Source organism: Gilliamella sp. B14448G11, assembly GCF_016101765.1.
GTDB lineage: Bacteria > Pseudomonadota > Gammaproteobacteria > Enterobacterales > Orbaceae > Gilliamella > Gilliamella apicola_N.
On sequence record NZ_JACFPX010000009.1, the window covers coordinates 1 to 18,247 of the forward strand.

The 18,247-nt window shown below is 34.0% G+C and carries 15 protein-coding genes and 1 other RNA gene; 3 read left to right on the top strand and 13 right to left on the bottom strand.

All coding sequences use genetic code 11. The features are described 5' to 3' along the window. Positions 1–15 precede the first annotated feature (15 nt). From H3S88_RS07545 to H3S88_RS13545, 3 genes are read right to left on the bottom strand one after another with little or no spacing between them, the layout of a single operon-like run. The gene (locus H3S88_RS07545; RefSeq protein WP_198226728.1) at positions 16–1,158 is read right to left on the bottom strand and encodes a primase-helicase zinc-binding domain-containing protein; all 1,143 of its coding nucleotides are present in this window, start codon (positions 1,156–1,158) and stop codon (positions 16–18) included. 12 nt (positions 1,159–1,170) lie between these two features. Continuing rightward, on the bottom strand, positions 1,171–1,545 hold the full coding sequence (locus H3S88_RS07550) for a hypothetical protein (RefSeq protein WP_198226730.1): 375 nt from the start codon (positions 1,543–1,545) through the stop codon (positions 1,171–1,173). Then, a complete protein-coding gene (locus tag H3S88_RS13545) occupies positions 1,538–1,888 on the bottom strand; it encodes a hypothetical protein (RefSeq protein WP_198226732.1) in 351 nt (116 codons plus the stop codon). The genes H3S88_RS07550 and H3S88_RS13545 overlap by 8 nt, the downstream gene beginning before the upstream one ends. Before the next feature lie 193 nt (positions 1,889–2,081). Between H3S88_RS13545 and H3S88_RS13550 the strand changes: the two genes are divergently transcribed. Further along, positions 2,082–2,240: a YlcI/YnfO family protein gene (locus H3S88_RS13550; protein ID WP_198226734.1), complete on the top strand. Its 159-nt coding sequence runs from the start codon at positions 2,082–2,084 to the stop codon at positions 2,238–2,240. A gap of 407 nt (positions 2,241–2,647) precedes the next feature. Here H3S88_RS13550 and H3S88_RS07565 read toward each other — a convergent pair whose 3' ends face one another. The 9 genes from H3S88_RS07565 to H3S88_RS07605 all read right to left on the bottom strand — a co-directional run bounded on the left by H3S88_RS07565 (position 2,648) and on the right by H3S88_RS07605 (position 14,097). Further along, a complete protein-coding gene (locus H3S88_RS07565; protein ID WP_198226736.1) occupies positions 2,648–3,301 on the bottom strand; it encodes a Rha family transcriptional regulator in 654 nt (217 codons plus the stop codon). Positions 3,302–3,518: 217 nt separating this feature from the next. Further along, positions 3,519–3,719 carry an AlpA family transcriptional regulator gene (locus H3S88_RS13355; RefSeq protein WP_198226738.1) on the bottom strand — a complete coding sequence of 67 codons (201 nt, stop codon included), beginning with the start codon at positions 3,717–3,719 and terminating at the stop codon, positions 3,519–3,521. 112 nt (positions 3,720–3,831) lie between these two features. Beyond that, a complete protein-coding gene (locus H3S88_RS07575) occupies positions 3,832–5,127 on the bottom strand; it encodes a hypothetical protein (RefSeq protein ID WP_198226740.1) in 1,296 nt (431 codons plus the stop codon). A gap of 12 nt (positions 5,128–5,139) precedes the next feature. Then, positions 5,140–5,439 carry a hypothetical protein gene (locus H3S88_RS07580; protein ID WP_198226741.1) on the bottom strand — a complete coding sequence of 100 codons (300 nt, stop codon included), beginning with the start codon at positions 5,437–5,439 and terminating at the stop codon, positions 5,140–5,142. A 1,431-nt stretch (positions 5,440–6,870) separates the two neighbouring features. Further along, positions 6,871–8,115, bottom strand: coding sequence for a PAAR domain-containing protein (locus H3S88_RS07585; RefSeq protein ID WP_198226742.1), 1,245 nt, complete (start codon positions 8,113–8,115; stop codon positions 6,871–6,873). A gap of 948 nt (positions 8,116–9,063) precedes the next feature. After that, entirely contained in the window at positions 9,064–10,314 is a 1,251-nt protein-coding gene (locus H3S88_RS07590; RefSeq protein WP_198226743.1) for an integrase domain-containing protein, read from the bottom strand. A gap of 187 nt (positions 10,315–10,501) precedes the next feature. Then, positions 10,502–10,866: a transfer-messenger RNA gene (gene ssrA, locus H3S88_RS07595) on the bottom strand. 292 nt (positions 10,867–11,158) lie between these two features. Next, the gene (locus tag H3S88_RS07600; protein WP_198226744.1) at positions 11,159–12,550 is read right to left on the bottom strand and encodes an MFS transporter; all 1,392 of its coding nucleotides are present in this window, start codon (positions 12,548–12,550) and stop codon (positions 11,159–11,161) included. A 143-nt stretch (positions 12,551–12,693) separates the two neighbouring features. Next, complete coding sequence (locus H3S88_RS07605; RefSeq protein WP_198226745.1) at positions 12,694–14,097, bottom strand: hypothetical protein; 1,404 nt, start codon at positions 14,095–14,097, stop codon at positions 12,694–12,696. 284 nt (positions 14,098–14,381) lie between these two features. Here H3S88_RS07605 and H3S88_RS07610 point away from each other — a divergent pair, with 284 nt between their 5' ends. Further along, on the top strand, positions 14,382–15,374 hold the full coding sequence (locus H3S88_RS07610) for a LacI family DNA-binding transcriptional regulator (RefSeq protein ID WP_198226746.1): 993 nt from the start codon (positions 14,382–14,384) through the stop codon (positions 15,372–15,374). Positions 15,375–16,007: 633 nt separating this feature from the next. Continuing rightward, entirely contained in the window at positions 16,008–16,904 is an 897-nt protein-coding gene (locus H3S88_RS07615; RefSeq protein WP_198226747.1) for a DMT family transporter, read from the top strand. Positions 16,905–16,962: 58 nt separating this feature from the next. Here the strand turns inward: H3S88_RS07615 and H3S88_RS07620 are convergent, their stop codons facing one another. After that, a complete protein-coding gene (locus tag H3S88_RS07620) occupies positions 16,963–18,243 on the bottom strand; it encodes a virulence factor family protein (RefSeq protein WP_198226748.1) in 1,281 nt (426 codons plus the stop codon). Positions 18,244–18,247 lie beyond the last annotated feature (4 nt).

The window sequence follows — 18,247 nt, forward strand, 5'->3', positions numbered from 1 at the left end:
ACATTAAATTATCAGTCACCGATTGAATACAAAAGAAATCGATGACCTTATCTTTTTGGTACTAAAAAGTGTGGACATACCAGTTAAATTAATGGCGAGGTTATGGTTATAATGCTCATTTAACAATTCGGCGCGCTGACTGGATGCCATTTGCGATAAATTCATGTTTTGGGTTTCAAGTTTTTTCAAGTTTTGGTTGTTAGTATTTGTTAAGGTTTGAACGTTAATTTTTGATAAGTTTTTATCGAATAAAGCTGAAGTTTTCTGAAGCCCAAATTGTTGTCTATAATCATCCCAATCACATTTATAATCAGTGTCAGGGATTGTGTAATAACCATTTACCGCTTTAGCCGCTTCTATCGCTTTTTCTTTACCTGTGTTTCTATGACTACCTATATCATTATCACCCGCAATAATAATATTTACGGTAGTATTAACCTCACGAATAGCGTTAGCCACATGAATAAGGTTGCCTGCATCAATAGCAGATATCACCATTGACCGATGGCGGAATACCGCTATCGATATACCTGTGGCTAATCCCTCACAAATAATAATCTCGGTAGCTGTGAGCAATTCTTTTTTTACCTCGTCAGGCTTGCCCAAATTTGGGCAGACCCATATAAAAGCACCTTTTTTATTCGAGCCTTTCATTATGTGCTTGCTTCCGTCTGGCTCGATAAATTGTCCGCCTGTATATTCACTGTTGATATTGATAACAGGTGCAAAAATACGCCCGTCATCTAGCAAGGGTAAGTCGAACGTTAACCCTTTTTCAGTGAGGTAATCCGATTGACCTAATATTGTTTTAGATAATAAATATTCAACCTTTTTAAATATGGGTTTACTCTGTAGGTCGGACTTGAAATCCAAGCTTGTGGCTACATGATTATTTAAATTTAAACATTCTGCTACTTTATTGCTCGCTTCTTTAGCATCACAATGATAATAGTTTTTGATAAGATTTAAGCCGTCACCGCTACCACATTGATTGCAGATATAAGTACCGCGCCCATCTTTATTATCAAATCTAAATCTATCTTTACCACCGCAGACGGGACAGGGGCAATGTTTGCCATTACCCACCTCAATGCTTAATGAACTAAAGATTGATTGCCATTTACCCACCGCTTCGGCTGTAATTTCGTTTATTCTCATTACTGCCCCCCCTTAATGGACTGTCGCGTTAGATTCAGCTTTGATATCTTCGACTAAACCAATAAACAATGTTGAAAGTAATTCTTGCCCTAATGGGGTTAATGAAATAGGTTTATCTGCGCTTTCTGTGTACATGTCTTTTAACGCGCCATAAGTGCGATTTAATCCCTCGCTTTCGCCGAAATTCTCAATCAGGTATTGCTTAAGGTTGATTTTTAACCCTAGTACAATTAAATCTTTATTAATATCAATTTTAGTACCCTCATGAATAAATACTTGACTATCATTTTTGTTAATCTGCTCAATTAAAAACAAACTTGCTACTATTGCCATAACTGAATCAACGATGATATGGTGGATTGCGGTTATTTTTGGGTTATTATTCATTATCGTTAATTTCCTTATCATTAAGTTTATCGTCAAGTAAATTAATTTGATTGGAAGCAATGCAAGCAACGTTTTTTAATTGTGCTAACAAGTAACCAATATCGCGTATATCGTCTTTAAATTGTTGTTCCTCATATTCTTCACATTCAGAAGTCCAAAATAACAAATTACCAATAGCACCGATTCCCCATAGAATTGATTGTCTGAGTTCCTCTAAGTGTACTTTTGCGTGTAATAAGTTTTGTGGTTCGATATCAGCCTGATATAAATTCAAAACAGATAAAAGGTTAGGTAGGTCATATTGCCCATTTTTAGGGCATAGGGTATCATTACTATTAGCCATAGCATTACTCCGTTTAATGTTTGTGGTTAGATAGCTCATTGAGGTGCGAACTCTTTGGGCTATTGTTTTTATTAAAATGTTAAAATTTAATATGTCCGTACAATATATTTTATTTTGTCCGCACATGTCAACACTATTTTTATTCTTTACTTTAGTGTATATTGTCCGTACTAATAACTTATGAATATCTAATATGGCAAATGAAACCAGTAAGTCAAAACGTAAAGATATCCGCTTTCCACATGAACTAATAGAAAAAATAGACGAGCAATCCAAAAAGGAGAATACCAACTTTTCTGCTTGGGTTATTGGTGCTTGTCGCGAAAAATTAAACAAACCAAACAAGAAATAATGCATTAGCTTAATACCACCAAAAAGTGGTATTTGTTTTCTTGGTTTTCTTTTTATGGACTGACAAAACCAACTTTTTAAATTCAACCCCATGTAATGAGTTTTCCGACGCATACGCGCGCGCGTAGTGATATCAATAAAATCTTCCCTAACGTGTCGGAAAATTATTTTGTAACGCTTCACAGGGCGATTATTTAAGGGTTGGGTATACAGATGTATTACTATTGTGAGAATATAATCAATGCTTTTACGGTCTCCTCCTCGCGTTGTCGTCCACTTGGTAATTTGTTCATTATTTGTGCTTTGATTCCTGAATTCTAATGAATCAAAGATTAAAAAATCATCACCTTTAATCGTTGTTTCTTTTACTGGTGCTAGATTGATAAAATTAGTCATAATTAAGCCCCTCTAACGTGTCCTTAAATTCTCTATATTTTTATTAGAGGCGATTAAATCAGACAATGCATTAATTCTTCGTCTAACTTCTCTTATTGCTTCGGTGGGTGAGTCTATCTCATCAAATACCGCTGATTCGATTTGTTGTAAGATAATTAGCGCGCCTAATTGTTGTTCGTTAGCGGTTTGTCTCTCTCCTGAGTATAACCCTGTAAATCTGTTTTCAGCTTTGGCTAGATTAATATAATGGTACTTTTTAACATCTTTCATCATTGATAAAGCGTAACGGCTCTGATGATAGAAAGGTAAGTATTCGCGTTTTACTTTTTCGCGTTCTCGGCTATTAGCAAAGGCTTTAGTTACTCGCACTTTAAAATCAATAATTTGTTTATGATTTTTACCTCTTGCAATTCGACTAATTAAATCGAATTGATTCTCATTGAGTAGCGCGTAAGTAATTGTTACACCTCCAACGCCTCTTTTTCTCGATGCCTTTTGAAAAGGCAGTGAGCCAAATTCTTTTAAATCATTCTTATTCGAACGAATCAAATTCATTAAACTTTTATGAGTAATTCCCATTTCTTCAGCCACTAGACGGCTATCAATTCGCGGCTCTTTGGATTGCGTCAATTCAATATCGTTATTTTTAATAATTAAATCTGTCATTTTTTGTCTCTCTTAACGTGTCAGAAAATTCGCCTTTTAGCTGAATTTAGGCAAGGGGATAACGAAGCTCAATTTTGAGCTTTGCTTTAAAATCAATTGGTTAATTTAGTTTTTTTAGCTAGACACTTAACGCGAGATTGGCTATCATTGGAAGCGTCATTATTCCAGTGTTAGTCCTTTATCATTTCGCGATATAAAGGGCTTTGCTTTATCACCATTAAGCCACCTCACGGCGCTCTACTCTGCGAGATTCAAGCCAAGAGTGAATTTCATCAGCACGATACCCGACTCGACGCAAGCCAATTCTTATCTTTTGTGGAAATGTTTTGTCTCTCTGTTCCAACGTATAGAGGCTAGTGTCAGATTTGAAGTGTAGTAAATTTTTAACTTCTTTTTTGGATAGGATTGTATTTGTCATTTGTTACCTCGTTATAAAAGTTATTAAAACAAGGTAACTGTAGCAATTTGATAAGACTAATATCGTAATATTACATTTAAGCTCGTAATATTCTATATAGGATTTCGTAATATTACGAATCAATATCCAATTCAACACTATCGACCCATTTTTTTACAGTTAAACAACTAGGTAATTCTTTGGATAATCCATGAGCATCAAAATCTTTTATAATTTCTCCTGAGGTATTCTCAATATGAGGGCGTGGGTTATTAGCAACATCAGCACCATAATGAATATAAAGTAATGATTTAATAAACTTTGATTGAGCATTTATGGTTTTTCGAGATTCTTTTTTAGGTTGGTTATTTAAATTTTGTGGTTCACCATTTTTTAACTGTTCAATTTCTTTCTTGGCTTGCTCTAACTCTTGTTGTAATTCATTATTTATCGATTGTGCGTTAGGTAAAATAATATTACTTTGTTTTTTAATTATTTCTTCATTAATACTATCTTGAATAACAACCGTGTTTATAACAATTTTATCATATAGTGGAAAACGATGAGTGATACTACCCCATTCATCTGTGGATGTACGATAATTTTCATTATTTATCTTAGTAGCTATACAAATACCTTCAGCCAATAACGCCAAAAGTTCTTTGGCTTTTAAATTATATTCTTCCGAATAAGGGGCAATACCAGACGATAGAGAATGTTCATGCATTAAAATGTTATACTTTCTAACTGTGATTAACAATATTTTTGCTGTTTCCGAAATATTAAGCTGATACTGTTCAGTGATAGTATTAATTAATTTTTTTATTGAAATAAAGTAATCATCCTTAAATGCGGGATTTTTACGTTGTTGGTGAGCCTTCGAAAACTCTTCACTACTTTCATAGAAAGGAACTACCACAAAATCATCATTAATTTTTTTCTGTTCTACTAACTCTTGTTCAAGCTCATTTATTCGCTGTAGAAGTTTGTCGTTATTCTGGAGAGATTCTTTAATATCATCATCAATAGGGAGAGGCCAATTATAATTATGCTTTTCAGCCCATTGTCCAACTTCTTTTGTATAAATTTCGGCATAGCATAACTCACCATTAACATCATAATCACAATCAGTACTTGAAAGAATGTTATTTTTTACCGCGTTCAATATTGAATTTTTAAAACCTTGCACTATTGGGTCATTCCAATCAGCATCGGGGTGATTATTAGCTATTAAACAAGCGGCTTCCCAAGAATTGATTGTTATTCTCGATTTGTATGGTTCTAATTCAGCATGAAGCAAGTTTGAATTATCATTTCCAAGAATGTTATTTAAATCATCGTTACTTAAAGATATTCGTAATTGTTTCTCAAGTTGATCTTTAAAAAAGAAAAATTCATCAAATCTGTAATCATCTCTAAATGTATTCACATAACACCTCAATTAAAATGGGATTACATCAAAGTTTTCATCAATTACATCTTGTAATAACTTAAACAAATTATTATTAATACCAGAAACTTGTTGAATGGTAGTCAACCCTTTTCTTTTACCAAAATACTTGGGATTAGCAGGATATTTATTTTTATCAAGAATAGCTTGCCGTTGGGGAAAAATTTTAATTATTAAATAGTCTGCGGCTTCTTTATCTGTCATATTATATTTTTGTGTCAAATGTTCAAGTACATCATGAAGACTTACAATATTTTGCTTAGCCTTTCTAATTTCTTCTACTGGATTCATACGCCCCTCACGCCCCTAATAAATATTTGCGCCAGTTCGCTAGGGTTGCGAATGTTCGGGGATCAGCCTAGACGCAAATAATACTTTAACATACAGTTAGATACATTATAGCACTGTATCTATATACATGAAAATAACCATGATAAAATTAGAGGGCAAAAGAATATTTTAAGGGTAGGTGAATGAGAGATATAGTCAAAGCCAATAGTAAATATTTGAGCCGTCGCGCTACATCAAAATATCAAGCTCGCACAGTAGCAAGATAGTTGTAAGCCCTTTGATGGCTTTTTAAATTCAACCCTATGAAAGGGATTTGTAAGTTATCTTTATTATGAAGATAACTGCTTTAATTTAACGAAACTACATAATTTTTGTAGTTCCCGATTAAATATTTTTAAATAGTTCTGTTTTCGACCTTTAAATGTATAGAACGTTATACTATTTTTTCTTTTTATTGAACGGATATGTGATATCTTCTACCCAACATACCGCAACTATATATGCAAATAGAAAAAATAACGCTGACCCAATAATAAAATCGTTGTCTACGTCACGGAAATAATTTTTCTTAGCGCAAATACTATAGTGTACGCTGCCAAGCAAGTATGTCCAGATAATTAGAATTCGTCGCTTCCATCTTAACGGTTTGTTATATTTATAATCCTTTTCCGTAAAACGAGAACGTTGAAAATAATAACATGCCCACAGGGTAGCTATCGATAAAAAATAATAAATAAAAATAATAAACATTATTCCGCTTCGCTATATTTACTATTTTTTCTTGTTATTGAAAGGATGCATAAAATCTTCAACCCAACCTATAGCAAATATATAGACAATCAAAAAAACTGCGGCAGATACCCTAATAAAATTATTGTCTACGTCACTAAAAATTGACTCTTTAAAACAAATACAACCGTGTATTGTTCCAAGCAAATATATCCAAATTATCAGAATACGTCGAGTCCATCTTAACGGTTTATTATATTTATAATCCTTTTCAGTGAAACGAGAACGGCGGAAATAATAGCAAGCGCACAAAGTGGCTATAGATAAAAAATAATAAATAAAGATAATGAACATTATTCCGCTTCGCTATATTTACTATTTTTTCTTGTTATTGAACGGATGTGTGATATCTTCAACCCAACATACCGCAACTATATATGCAAACATAAAAAATGCTCCTGAAGCTCTAATATAATCATTATCTACATTACTGAAAAGATTTTCTTTAAAATAAATGCTGCCGTGAATTGCTGCAAACAAATATGTCCAGATTATCAGAAGTCTTCGCTTCCATCTTAACGATTTGTTATATTTATAATCCTTTTCCGTGAAACGAGAACGGCGGAAATAATAACATGCCCACAGGGTAGCTATAGATAAAAAATAATAAATAAAAATAATGAACATTTTTAATCCTTTATATCATTCAATTTTATATTGTTCACCGTTAGGGCGCGTACACAAATAATAGTGTGGCGGTTCTTCATCTGCAAACGTGATGACTATAACTATTTGACAGCTATCTTCTAATTCCCGCACATTGGTGACTTTCTCTGGCTCAGGAACCACTAACGCAGGCTGTTCTTTGTCTTTATCATAAATGAAAATATTTTTGACATTAGTCAGAATCATTCCCAAAGAAATTGCATCAGAGACTATCTCAGCACCCAACGCCTTTTTTTTCATTGTTGTATAATATCTAACTAAATCCTGACGCCCATAATGCCATAATTTTTTTATTGGTGTTCCAATTTCTGTTATTTTTGGCACTAATTTTAATTTACTATACAATGATCCACTCAAATCAGCTATATCATAGGCTATGCTACCTACTGATGCATCAAATCCCAGTGCCTCAGCTCCAGATTTATATAATTCTCTTAGTGGACCATCTACATCTTCACTACGATTACCACCGTCAATACCATTCATTACACTATTAACAATGCCTGCACTACCCTCATAAATGCCGTTTAATCCATGAGCTATCATTGGTGCGCCGATAATGCATCCTAATCCCGTATAACAAAGAGCAACCCCTGCCTCTGTTAATCCCGCCCCACCAAAAATAGATAACCCATTTTTTGCCCATGTTACCGATTGCCCCAAAAGGCTTTTTTCTTCTTTCTTGATTTTTTCCGCGCCTTGCTCATACGACATAGCGCCACTGTCTACTTGTTCAACTATATCATTAGCAAACGATTCAATGTCCTGTTTGAACGCCTGTTTAATATCATCATGATATAGATGTTTTTCGCAGACCTCATCAGCGCATTGTAATAAACGGCGTGCATCAATTCTAATTAAATTGTTTTCGTCATCATTTGCGATATTCAATTGTTTTTGATTGCCTGTAAACGAATTCGATTGAACAGAGCCACCACTAACCCCGACATACATAGAGCTTTTTAACGCTAAAATCCTATGACCACCAACAGGCGAGCATTTACACGCAACAATACAGCCATCATAGGCAACGGGTTTTCCGTCAATAATAAAATTGCTTGCCCCCTCTATGATTCTGCCAGTACTACTGCATTTAGGACAGGAAACCAAATCACCTAATAGAGCAATTTGAGCACCATCACTATACCCCTGACCTGACGCGGTGATAATCCTACCACCATAATTAGTTGCATCACCCAAAATAGCTACTTGCTTGCTCATGACACATCCTCACATTGTCTTTATATCCATTGTGAATATGTATGTAGTTTATACAATATAGCTGTGTTAGTCTGATTTTTTGTGTAAATGAATGTAAGCAATTACTGCTAAGTTATCAATTGCCTTTTTATCAATAAAATCAAATGGCGCAAAATTGCGCTCTGTTTTTATGGACTCAAGAAACTATAACCTAGCCAAAAGAAGAATTTTAAAAATATCTTTACAACAGGGCTTTTTGGTGCTTTTTGTACCTTATAGTGATAGTAAGAAAATCTTCACAGCTTATAAATATTGGTTTCTTTTCACACAGTGACAATCCTTATAGCTGGGAGGGTGGGTCAAAAGTTCATAACGAAGCATCCTAAAAATCACCCATACCCATTCATTCCAGCGCTAACCCGATTTTTTTAGTTTTTTTGACCGTTATTACTAAATGAGTAACCATAAATATCTATGGTTGAGGAACTCAAGCCAATGTAATAAACCTGCTAGCTTTTCAGCAGATTACAAATTTAATACCTGTATGGTGGAAATCACCATTCAGCTACCCAATGATCAAGCAAAATAATAACATATTGATTATTAACAAATTGAATATTGAGGTTATCCATAATATTAATATAAATCATATTGTTATATGTGTGATCTAAAAGACATATATGTATGTATAGTTATGAATACTTATGAACACTTAAAAAATAAGTATACATAGTATAATATATTAATATATATCAAGTTTTTTATGTTTATGTATAGTATGTATAGTTATATGATATATTTTAAATTAAAAGTTTAAGATTATGTATAGGTAAAGGGTAACATTTGAAAAAGCGCCCTCAGATATGAGGCTTAATATGAAGTTATTGAAGTGAATAACTCAAATAGGGTTACAGCTAACATGTTGATTTGTTAAGTAACTCAAATTTGAGTGACGGTATCTAAATAGAGTTAATGATTAACAAGTTTTAAATTACGGCTACCTGACAATGAGACATTACCTTTACTGGCTTGCTCTACAAAATCACCCCACCAATCTAACATGATTCTCCTTTGTTCCAAATAAGTAGCTCTGTTATAAGCTCGTCTAACGCTATTACTATCAACATGAGCAAGGGCTGCCTCAATAACATTAGGGTCAAAGCCTTGCTCGTTTAATATTGTGCTCGCCAAAGCTCTTAATCCATGCGCCACTAACTTATTTTTATATCCCATTCTCTTAATTGCCATATTCGCTGTTTGGCTATTCATGGGAGTAGAAAAGGGAGGTTTTAGACTTGGGAAAATGTGTTCCCTGTGACCGCTAATAGGTTTCATGATTGATAGAAGTGCCATAGCTTGCTTATTAAGAGTGATAGTATGTTCTCTTCTCATCTTCATTTTTTCAGCAGGAATAATCCATAAACAATTATTAAAGTCAATTTCCTGCCATTTTACCCCTACAGCTTCATTGGGTCGGGTCATTGTTAATAGTTGCCATTCAATTAAGCAACGCGTCTGTAATTCAATTCTAGCCATAGCAAGAGCCTGCATAAATTCAGGTAGCTCTTGTGCTTTGATTGTTGGCATTTGTCCTTTTGTAGGGCTTTCAAATGCATCTTTAATCTTGACTGCTGGGTTAGCCTCAATTAAGCCTATATTCACAGCATAAAACATAATTTCATTAATGCGTTGGCAAAGCCTTTTAATCGTTTCTAATTTGCCATTTGCTCTTAATGGCTCCATAACTTTGATGAAGTCTTTTGCCTTTAATTTGAAGATGGAACTATTACCGATGTGAGGAAAAATATGTAACTCTAATGAGTTCCAAATACCTTTTAATGTAATTTCAGTTAATCCTTTACTACTCTTAACTTTAAACCAGTCAGTAGCCACTTTTTTAAATGTACTGGTTATTTCGTCTTGCTTGCGCTGTTCTAGTTCGGCTTTATGTTCTTGAGGATCTATACCTTGTTTAATTAATTCGCGCGCTTCGTCCCGTTGTTTTCGTGCTTGTTGTAGCGAAACTTCGGGATAACTTCCAAAGCTTACAGTAGTTCTATTATTAGTTATAGGTCGGTAATATCTAAATTGCCATATTTTTGTACCTGTTGACTTAATAAGTAAAAGCAAACCATTTCCATCATAAATAGGATAATCTTTACTTTGAGGCTTGGCATTCTTTATTTGTGTATCAGTTATTGGGATTACTTTTTTAGGCATACTTTACTCTTATGGGACTATGAAATTATTTTATTATGTTTATGTAGTCCTTAATATAGTCCTAAAAATTCTGGTTGTAAATGTATCTTACTGGTGCTTAATGAATAATAAAATAGGCTTTAAGCCTTGTGTTTATTGATTTTGATGTGTTTTAAAGGATTTAAAAGAATGTTACTGAATAGTGAATTGGTGGAGCTGGCGGGAGTTGAACCCGCGTCCGAAATCTCTACATCCTTGGTACTACATGCGTAGTTTGTCTTTGAGTTTCGCTTACCCGCTGCGGACAAACACGCCACTGATAAACTAGCTTGATTAAATTTAATGCTTCCGCCCCAAGCAAGGCTTCCACACGATCTCGTTTGGGTTTGACTCCTCTTGATCCCCGTCCTACGAGCGGAGGCTAGGGAGAGAAGGCTCTATGCAGGTTATTAAGCTGCTAGTGCGTAGTTTTCGTCGTTTGCGACTATTTTTTTGCGGTTTATTTACGAGGCCTACCGCACCTCGGCATGCACCTTGGGTTTCGCAAATCCCGTCGAATCCAGAATCAGCCCCAATTGTGATATGTAACTTAATACAATATCAGGGCATTATATGTGAATTCAAGATGTAATACAAGTTAACCTGCCTTGTGATTAATCCTGTTCTTATTGTTTTTTCGTCTTTCAAAGTAGTAATATTATTAATTGTACCCTTTTGCGATTTTATATCAGTATTTAACTCCTACGGCTCCGACATATAGCGATATTAAAACTTTAGTTTATGCTGAAGCAGTTATTCATATAAGTTGTTATTTAGTGGTAGCGAGGGAATAATAATGACGATATCCATCCCTCGTTTCGGTAGATTAATAGACGTTGTGCGTTCTTTGCGCTAGTTCTTTGATAATGTCAGGATAAATTTTTTCTAAAGTATAAAAGCGTAATAATATAATGGTGATAGCACTTAATATTAAAGGTGAATAAATAAATAATATTTGTAAGGTTGTTAGTACGCTTTCTGGTTGATTTGCAACATCATCGGTAGCAATGTAACCCGCCATACCTAATACCCAACCAATGCCTCCGGAAGCGATACCACTTCCTAATATGGCACTGAAACTTCCGCCGCTATAGACTAATCCATCATTTCTAATACCAAATTTCCATTCACCATAATCTATTGTGTTGGCTAACATTGAATATGCATTTCCCATAATTGGCGCAAAACCAGCACCACGTAATATTGTTCCTATTATTGCAACATTCGTATCTTGAGGGGCAACGGCCATGATGGTGCTTCCTAAGATAATTGTGGCCATACCGACAATGATAAATGTTAATCGGCTCATGATTTTTAGAATATAAGCTGAACACATCAATACAACAACTAACGGTAAAGCAAAAGCCATATTGATTAAACCGATAAGTTGACTATCGGCTAATAGATATTTTGCATAGTAAACACCAACCCCATTGATAAGTCCTAGGATACTAAAACTCACTAGCATGGTAAAAAACATAGTTACCCAATATTTATTCGCAAGAAGAGTTTTTAATGAAACACCAATTGATGGTACATTGTAATTAAATTGGTTAATTGGTTTAATACGTTCTTTAGTATTAAAAAAAGTATAGAAGAAAGTAATAATTAAAATTGCGGCATAAATTATCATAGTAAACTGCCAACCGCGTTCACCTCCTCCAAAAAAATTGACCAAAGGTAAGGTAATATAAGGAATAATTAGCATGCTAGCGAAATAGCAAAGCATACGATATGTATTCAAGCGACTACGTTGGTAAGAATTTTGAGTCATTAATGCAGCAAGCGTACCATAGGGTATATTACTCGAAGTATAAATAATCCAATGTATGTTGAGCGTAATGGCTGCAAAAATTAATAATGCAAATTCACTCCAATTTTCTGGTGCACTAAATACCATTATCAATGATAGACCGAATGGAATGGTTGACCATAAAATCCATGCTCGAGCTTTACCATGTTTACTTTTAGTTCTATCAACAATATAGCCCATAACCACATTAATCACAGCATCAAAAACGCGTGAAAATAGTAGCACTGCACCTAATAAAGTCGCCGAAACCCCCACAATATCGGTATAGTAGTAAAGTGCGAAAGTTCCAACGGTAACTCCCGAGAATCCTGTTGCAAAATCTCCTAATCCATAGGCAAGTTTTTCTTTAAATGAGATGTCATGGTCAGATATTTGACCATTATTATCCGTTACTGTTGTGTTCATTATGATATCTCCAGAGAAGTTTCCAAGTTCAGATTACTGGTGATAGTCGCCTATCTAAACCAAGGCTTTTAGCCTATTCAATGACGAAAGCCTTGATAATGATGATCATCTAACTTGTTAGTTAAACGGTCTAATAAGCGCTATTACCATTTTTCTGGAAAACATCCTTCATTTGAAAAAGTATTATTTTTACAATTTAATGTTCCATCACTGACAGCAATTGCTAATCCACTTCCTAATTGATCATAACCTCGGACATTAAGTGCAGTACCATCAATGTACAAAGTAAATAGCGTATCATCAGCAATGATCTGTACGTTATATTCTCGATCAGCCTCAAGATGAATAGGGCGCTCTAAACCTTTATTCATCACACGATACCAAGGGTAACAAGGGGTCTTATCAAAAGTTAATCGGTTATCGACAAGTGAAAAAATAAAGTCATAGGATTCCCCAGTTTGTTTATCTTTCATTAAACGTATTGAAAAATCACGAGTACCTTTACTGAATTTCACTGTCGTTGAAAAACGGAATGTTTTGCCTGTATTTTCAATTAATAATTGTTCTTGACGTGCGAAAGGTGAATTAATCGAAAAATTATCAATTTTTTTAGGATGAGTAAAACAGTTCCATAAACTATCAACGACTTTCACTCCTAAAGTATGATCGGGTTTTTGATAAACTTCATGAGGAACAAAAGTACCTGCCCATTGGAAATTTTTCAAATCATCGTTATCTTCTTTTGTTGGTACCCAGCCAAAAAGAATACGACGTTTACCATCAAACGCAGTTCTTGCTGCATAGTAAGCTCTACCATCAAACGCATCGTCAGCAGGTGTAATCCATGGACCTTCTAAAGATTGGCTCATCACGTAGCGTGTTTTACTTTGATCACTGTATTCGGTATAAACCAAATACCACCAATTACCGATTTTAAATAAGTCAGGCATTTCAATCATGGTATATTTACCTGCCACCCAAAAATCACCTTGGAATTGCCAATTTTTTAAATCTTTCGAAGTGAAAGCAACAACTCGGCCTGATTGTTCAGTTTTAGGACCTTGCAATCTTGCACCTAAAATTAATATGTACTCTTGTTTTTCATCGTTCCAAATAACCCAAGGATCGCGCCAATCACTGATATCATAACCTGCTTGAGGTGTTAATGTTATGAGTTCGGAGGATTTATGCCATGTTTTAAAATCATCACTCCAAGCATGTAATAAGACTTGTGATGTTTTTCCTTCTTTTTCCCAATTACGGTTGTAACCAGTATAAAAAGCATGTCCTTTACCTTCTGCCTCAAACACACAACCAGCATAAATAAACTGATCGACATCTTGTTCACCACCTTTTTTTATTGAATCACCAAGATTTTGGTAATTAACAAAATCAGTTGTAGTCGCAAGTGACCAACCGAATGGTTCTCCAAATGGGCATGGATTTCGATTATCACGTTGATCATAAAGATAAAAAGTACCATCTTTACCAAATGGCATTATATCGCCAACCCAGTACCCCTTTGGTTGATAATGTAATTTTTGCATTTTTTACTCCTTCTTTTTTAACATGGATAAATGACATTACGTTGTCATTGACTTTAATAATTTTTAGTTCATTTCATGTCAACCGCGTTCATATGTCAACCGAGACCATAGTTAAAATGATAATTTTGTGAGAGACATCACTTATTAGAGGGTAGTTTTGTGATGAATATCACTAAAAAAGATGAAGACCAAGATGTAAATCAATTCAATTACAATGATTTACGCCATAGCAAAAAGCATTATAATTATGTGGATATAATATAAATTTTAATTAAAGGATGATTATGAAATTAAGCAGAGATGATGTTGCTAAGTTGGCAGGGGTTTCCGCAACCACTGTATCAAGAGTATTAAACAATCGTGGGTACATTAGTGCAACAACTCGACAGCGAGTTCAAGATGCGATGGAAACGTTGGGTTACTACCCTAATGAATTAGCACGTTCATTATCGAATAATAAAAGTAATTTGATTGGTTTAATTTTTCCAAGTTTAACTAACCCCTTTCAAATGGAATTAATCAGCTACTTAGAAAGAATATTATCTCGAAAAGGTTACAAAATATTAATTTGCAATAGCCATCATAACCAAGAGGAGGAAAAGAATTTTTTAACTATGTTAAGACGTCATCAGGTTGAAGGGGTAATTGTAAACTCTATGAATGAAAATTTAGCTGATTACCTAATACCTGATCTGAATATCGTTTCCATTGATCGCAAAATTAATGAAACAATACCGGTTATTTCATGTGATAACTATGCTGGTGGTTATCTGGCCAGTCAACATCTAATCAATCAAGGTTGTAAAGATATTCTTTATATTGGTTCTATTACAAATGACAAACAAGTCGATATGGATGCCAATAAACGGTATCAAGCTTATAAAGATAGTATTAAACTCGCAGGAATTAAACCAATTACTCTTGATATGGATTTTTCAATTAGTTATCGGGAAAAGTATCAATTGATTAAGGACCGTTTACAGTCCCAACATATTGATGGAGTTTTAGCCGACGATTCATCAGCAATTGCCACTATTAATGCTGCCAGAGACTGCAAATTGTCTTTATCTAATCAATTAAAAGTTGTTGGATTTGATGGTGCTGAATTAACTTTGCAGCATATGCCATTTTTGACTACGATTCGTCAACCGATTGCGCAAATTGCACAAAATGCGGTTTCTGTATTGCTCGCCATGATTAACGGCGAACCATATCACAGTATAACTAACTTACCAATAACTTTGTATCAAGGCCAGAATGAAAATAACCTGTTATAAAAGTTTTATTAAAAGAAAAATGCTATTTTGTCATTAAAGACTCAAAATTAAATTAGTCATAATCAAGTTCAGAAAAGTGATTTTGAGAATACTGTGTAATAGTATGAGTTTCTTAGTATTTGGTAATGAGTTAAAAATAATTTAAAAATGCTAAATAGAATAATAAATGCTTAAATTCAAAAAAAGTTAAAATATTAAATTATTATTAATCAATACATTAAATATTTTTTTATAAAAATATCAAAAATATTTCAATTTAAATTGAACTTTTTATGATTTAGTTTGTCTATATTAGCAGATTACGTTTTTTCATTTTTTGCCCTCCACTCGAATATTCGAGTGGATTTTTTTTATCTAAGACTTTAGTCAGTTCTAACTCATCTTTCTACATTCGCATCGTTTTATATCGTCATATCATTCATGAAAATAATTGATATATCAAAACTTATTGAACAATGATCAGCAGTAAGTTAATATCCAGTGATTTTTAACTTTCTAATAAAATAGTGTCATTTTTATTATTATCAAACCTTTTTGCCTATTCACAATTTATTTAGCGTGTTTAGTCTGGTAACAAAATAATAAAATAATGCATGTTGTTTAAATACTAATAAGTGAGTAGAGAGATTTTTTATGTCATTGTCAAAAAGGACACAAGGACATTTAATTGCATTAATGACCGTGTTTTTGTGGAGTACTACATTTATTTCTACCAAAATATTATTAATAGACTATAAACCTATCGAAATACTATTTTTTCGATTTAGCCTTGGTTATATAACATTATGGATCTTAGCTCCTCGTTTTTTTGCTTGGCAGGGGATTAAACAAGAGTTAATGTTCCTTGGTGCTGGATTTTGTGGAGTAACATGTTATTTTCTCTGTGAAAATATTGCTCTAACGTATACCACAGCTTCAAATGTTGGGGTGATTACCACATTATCACCGGTATTTACCGCAATATTGGCGTTCTTCTTTCTGAAAACTGAAAAACCAGATAAAAGCTTTTATATCGGTTGTCTATTTTCGATGATTGGTATTGTGTTAATTACCTTAAATGGAAAATTTGTATTATCCGTTAATCCACTAGGCGATTTACTGGCGGTATTTGCTTGTCTATTTTGGGCATGCTATTCAATTTTAACCAAACGAAGTAGTAATTATGGTTACAATATTATTTTGCTGACGCGAAGATTCTTTTTTTACGGCCTAATGCTTATGTTGCCAGCGCTATATTTATTTGATTTTGAATGGAATTTTTATCGATTTGAGCAACCAATAAACTTAATCAATACCTTATTCTTAGGTGTTGGTGCATCAGCTATCTGTTTTGCCTCTTGGAACTATGCGGTGAAATTAGTCGGTGCGGTAAAAATTAGTATCTATCTTTATTTGGTACCAATTTTGACAATCATTAATGCGGTTTTAATTTTAGATGAACCTTTTACGTGGATTGCGGCAATTGGTACATTATTTACACTTGGTGGTGTGCTATTGTCCGAAGGTAAAATTAAACTTAAAAAACATTAATATGCTAGCATGTTTTATTAATGCTTTGATTTAAAAAATATTACCAAAAGCGCTACATTTATTGCATACGTTTATCAATTGCTTGCATAATAATTTGTCCTAAGTGCTCATAATTTTCATCAAAATGATGGCCACCTGGTAATTTAAAAGCCTCACCTTTCATCTCTGACTGTAGGCAGCCAGTATCCTCTTTTTCTTCTTCTCCATAGATACAAAATAATTTCTTTTCTGGGATCTGCGCAACCTCAGGTGCGGTTTTCATTTCATCATCAGATTGCCCAAGCCACCCGCTAACTTCTATTTCAAAATTAGCGTCTTTGGAAAAAGCTATCATGATTAAAGCTTGGATACTATTTTGATCTTCTTTAGATAAACGATTGTATAGTGCAGGTAAAATATCACCACCGAACGAATAGCCAGCTAATATAAACTTAGTTGTTCCCCACTTTTCACGATACTGTTGCATTAAATAAGTTAAATCTTTAGCACTACGTTCAACCGAGCGATGTTGCCAAAACAGTTTTAATGCATCGACACCAACCACTGAGTAACCATGTGAAGCCATATATTCAGCTGAAACTTTATCTAAATCTCGCCATCCACCATCACCCGAATAATAAAAAGTTACGCTTTTAGGATGTTGTTGTTTGTTTTTCGCGGGTAACTCAATGACTGGTAATTGTTTATGCTCATCAAATAAAACGGATGATAAATGTGAACTTGAAAGCTCGGTTGGTGATGCTTGATATTCACCAATTTCAGTCGTTACTTTAATCTGTTTTTGTTGGCGAGGAAAAATCGCAACTTGTTCATCAGGGGGATTGTTCCAAATAACTCGCCATGTTCCATGTGTAGCTTGATCTGGTAAAGGTGCCTCACAATCTTTATGATCTAAAGTGAACTCAATTGATAATGCTTTAGCGTTATCATCTTGTTGTTTAGAGAGCCAACGGTAAGCAAAAGCTGCGCCTTCTTCCATACCTGCAACTACAAATTTATGCTCATTTAATATTTCCGTTGCTTGATTAAAACGATTTTGTTGTTCATCACAATTTGCCTGAGGTTTTAATTCAAATTGAACCAATTTAGCACCCATCTTTTCAGATAAATCTAATAATTGTTGTTCAGTAAAAAAATCTTTTTGCGTAGCAACAATAATCGCAGCTGCTTCTGCTGAATTTTTGGGGTTAGCTAATATTACTGAAAAATCATTATTTATGGTGACGGTTTTTACAGTTGCACTGCCACTATTTTTTATATAATACCCGCCAATAAACACAAACAAGATAATCAGTAATATGAAAATTAATAACAAAAAATAGCGTATGAAATTTTTCATAAGA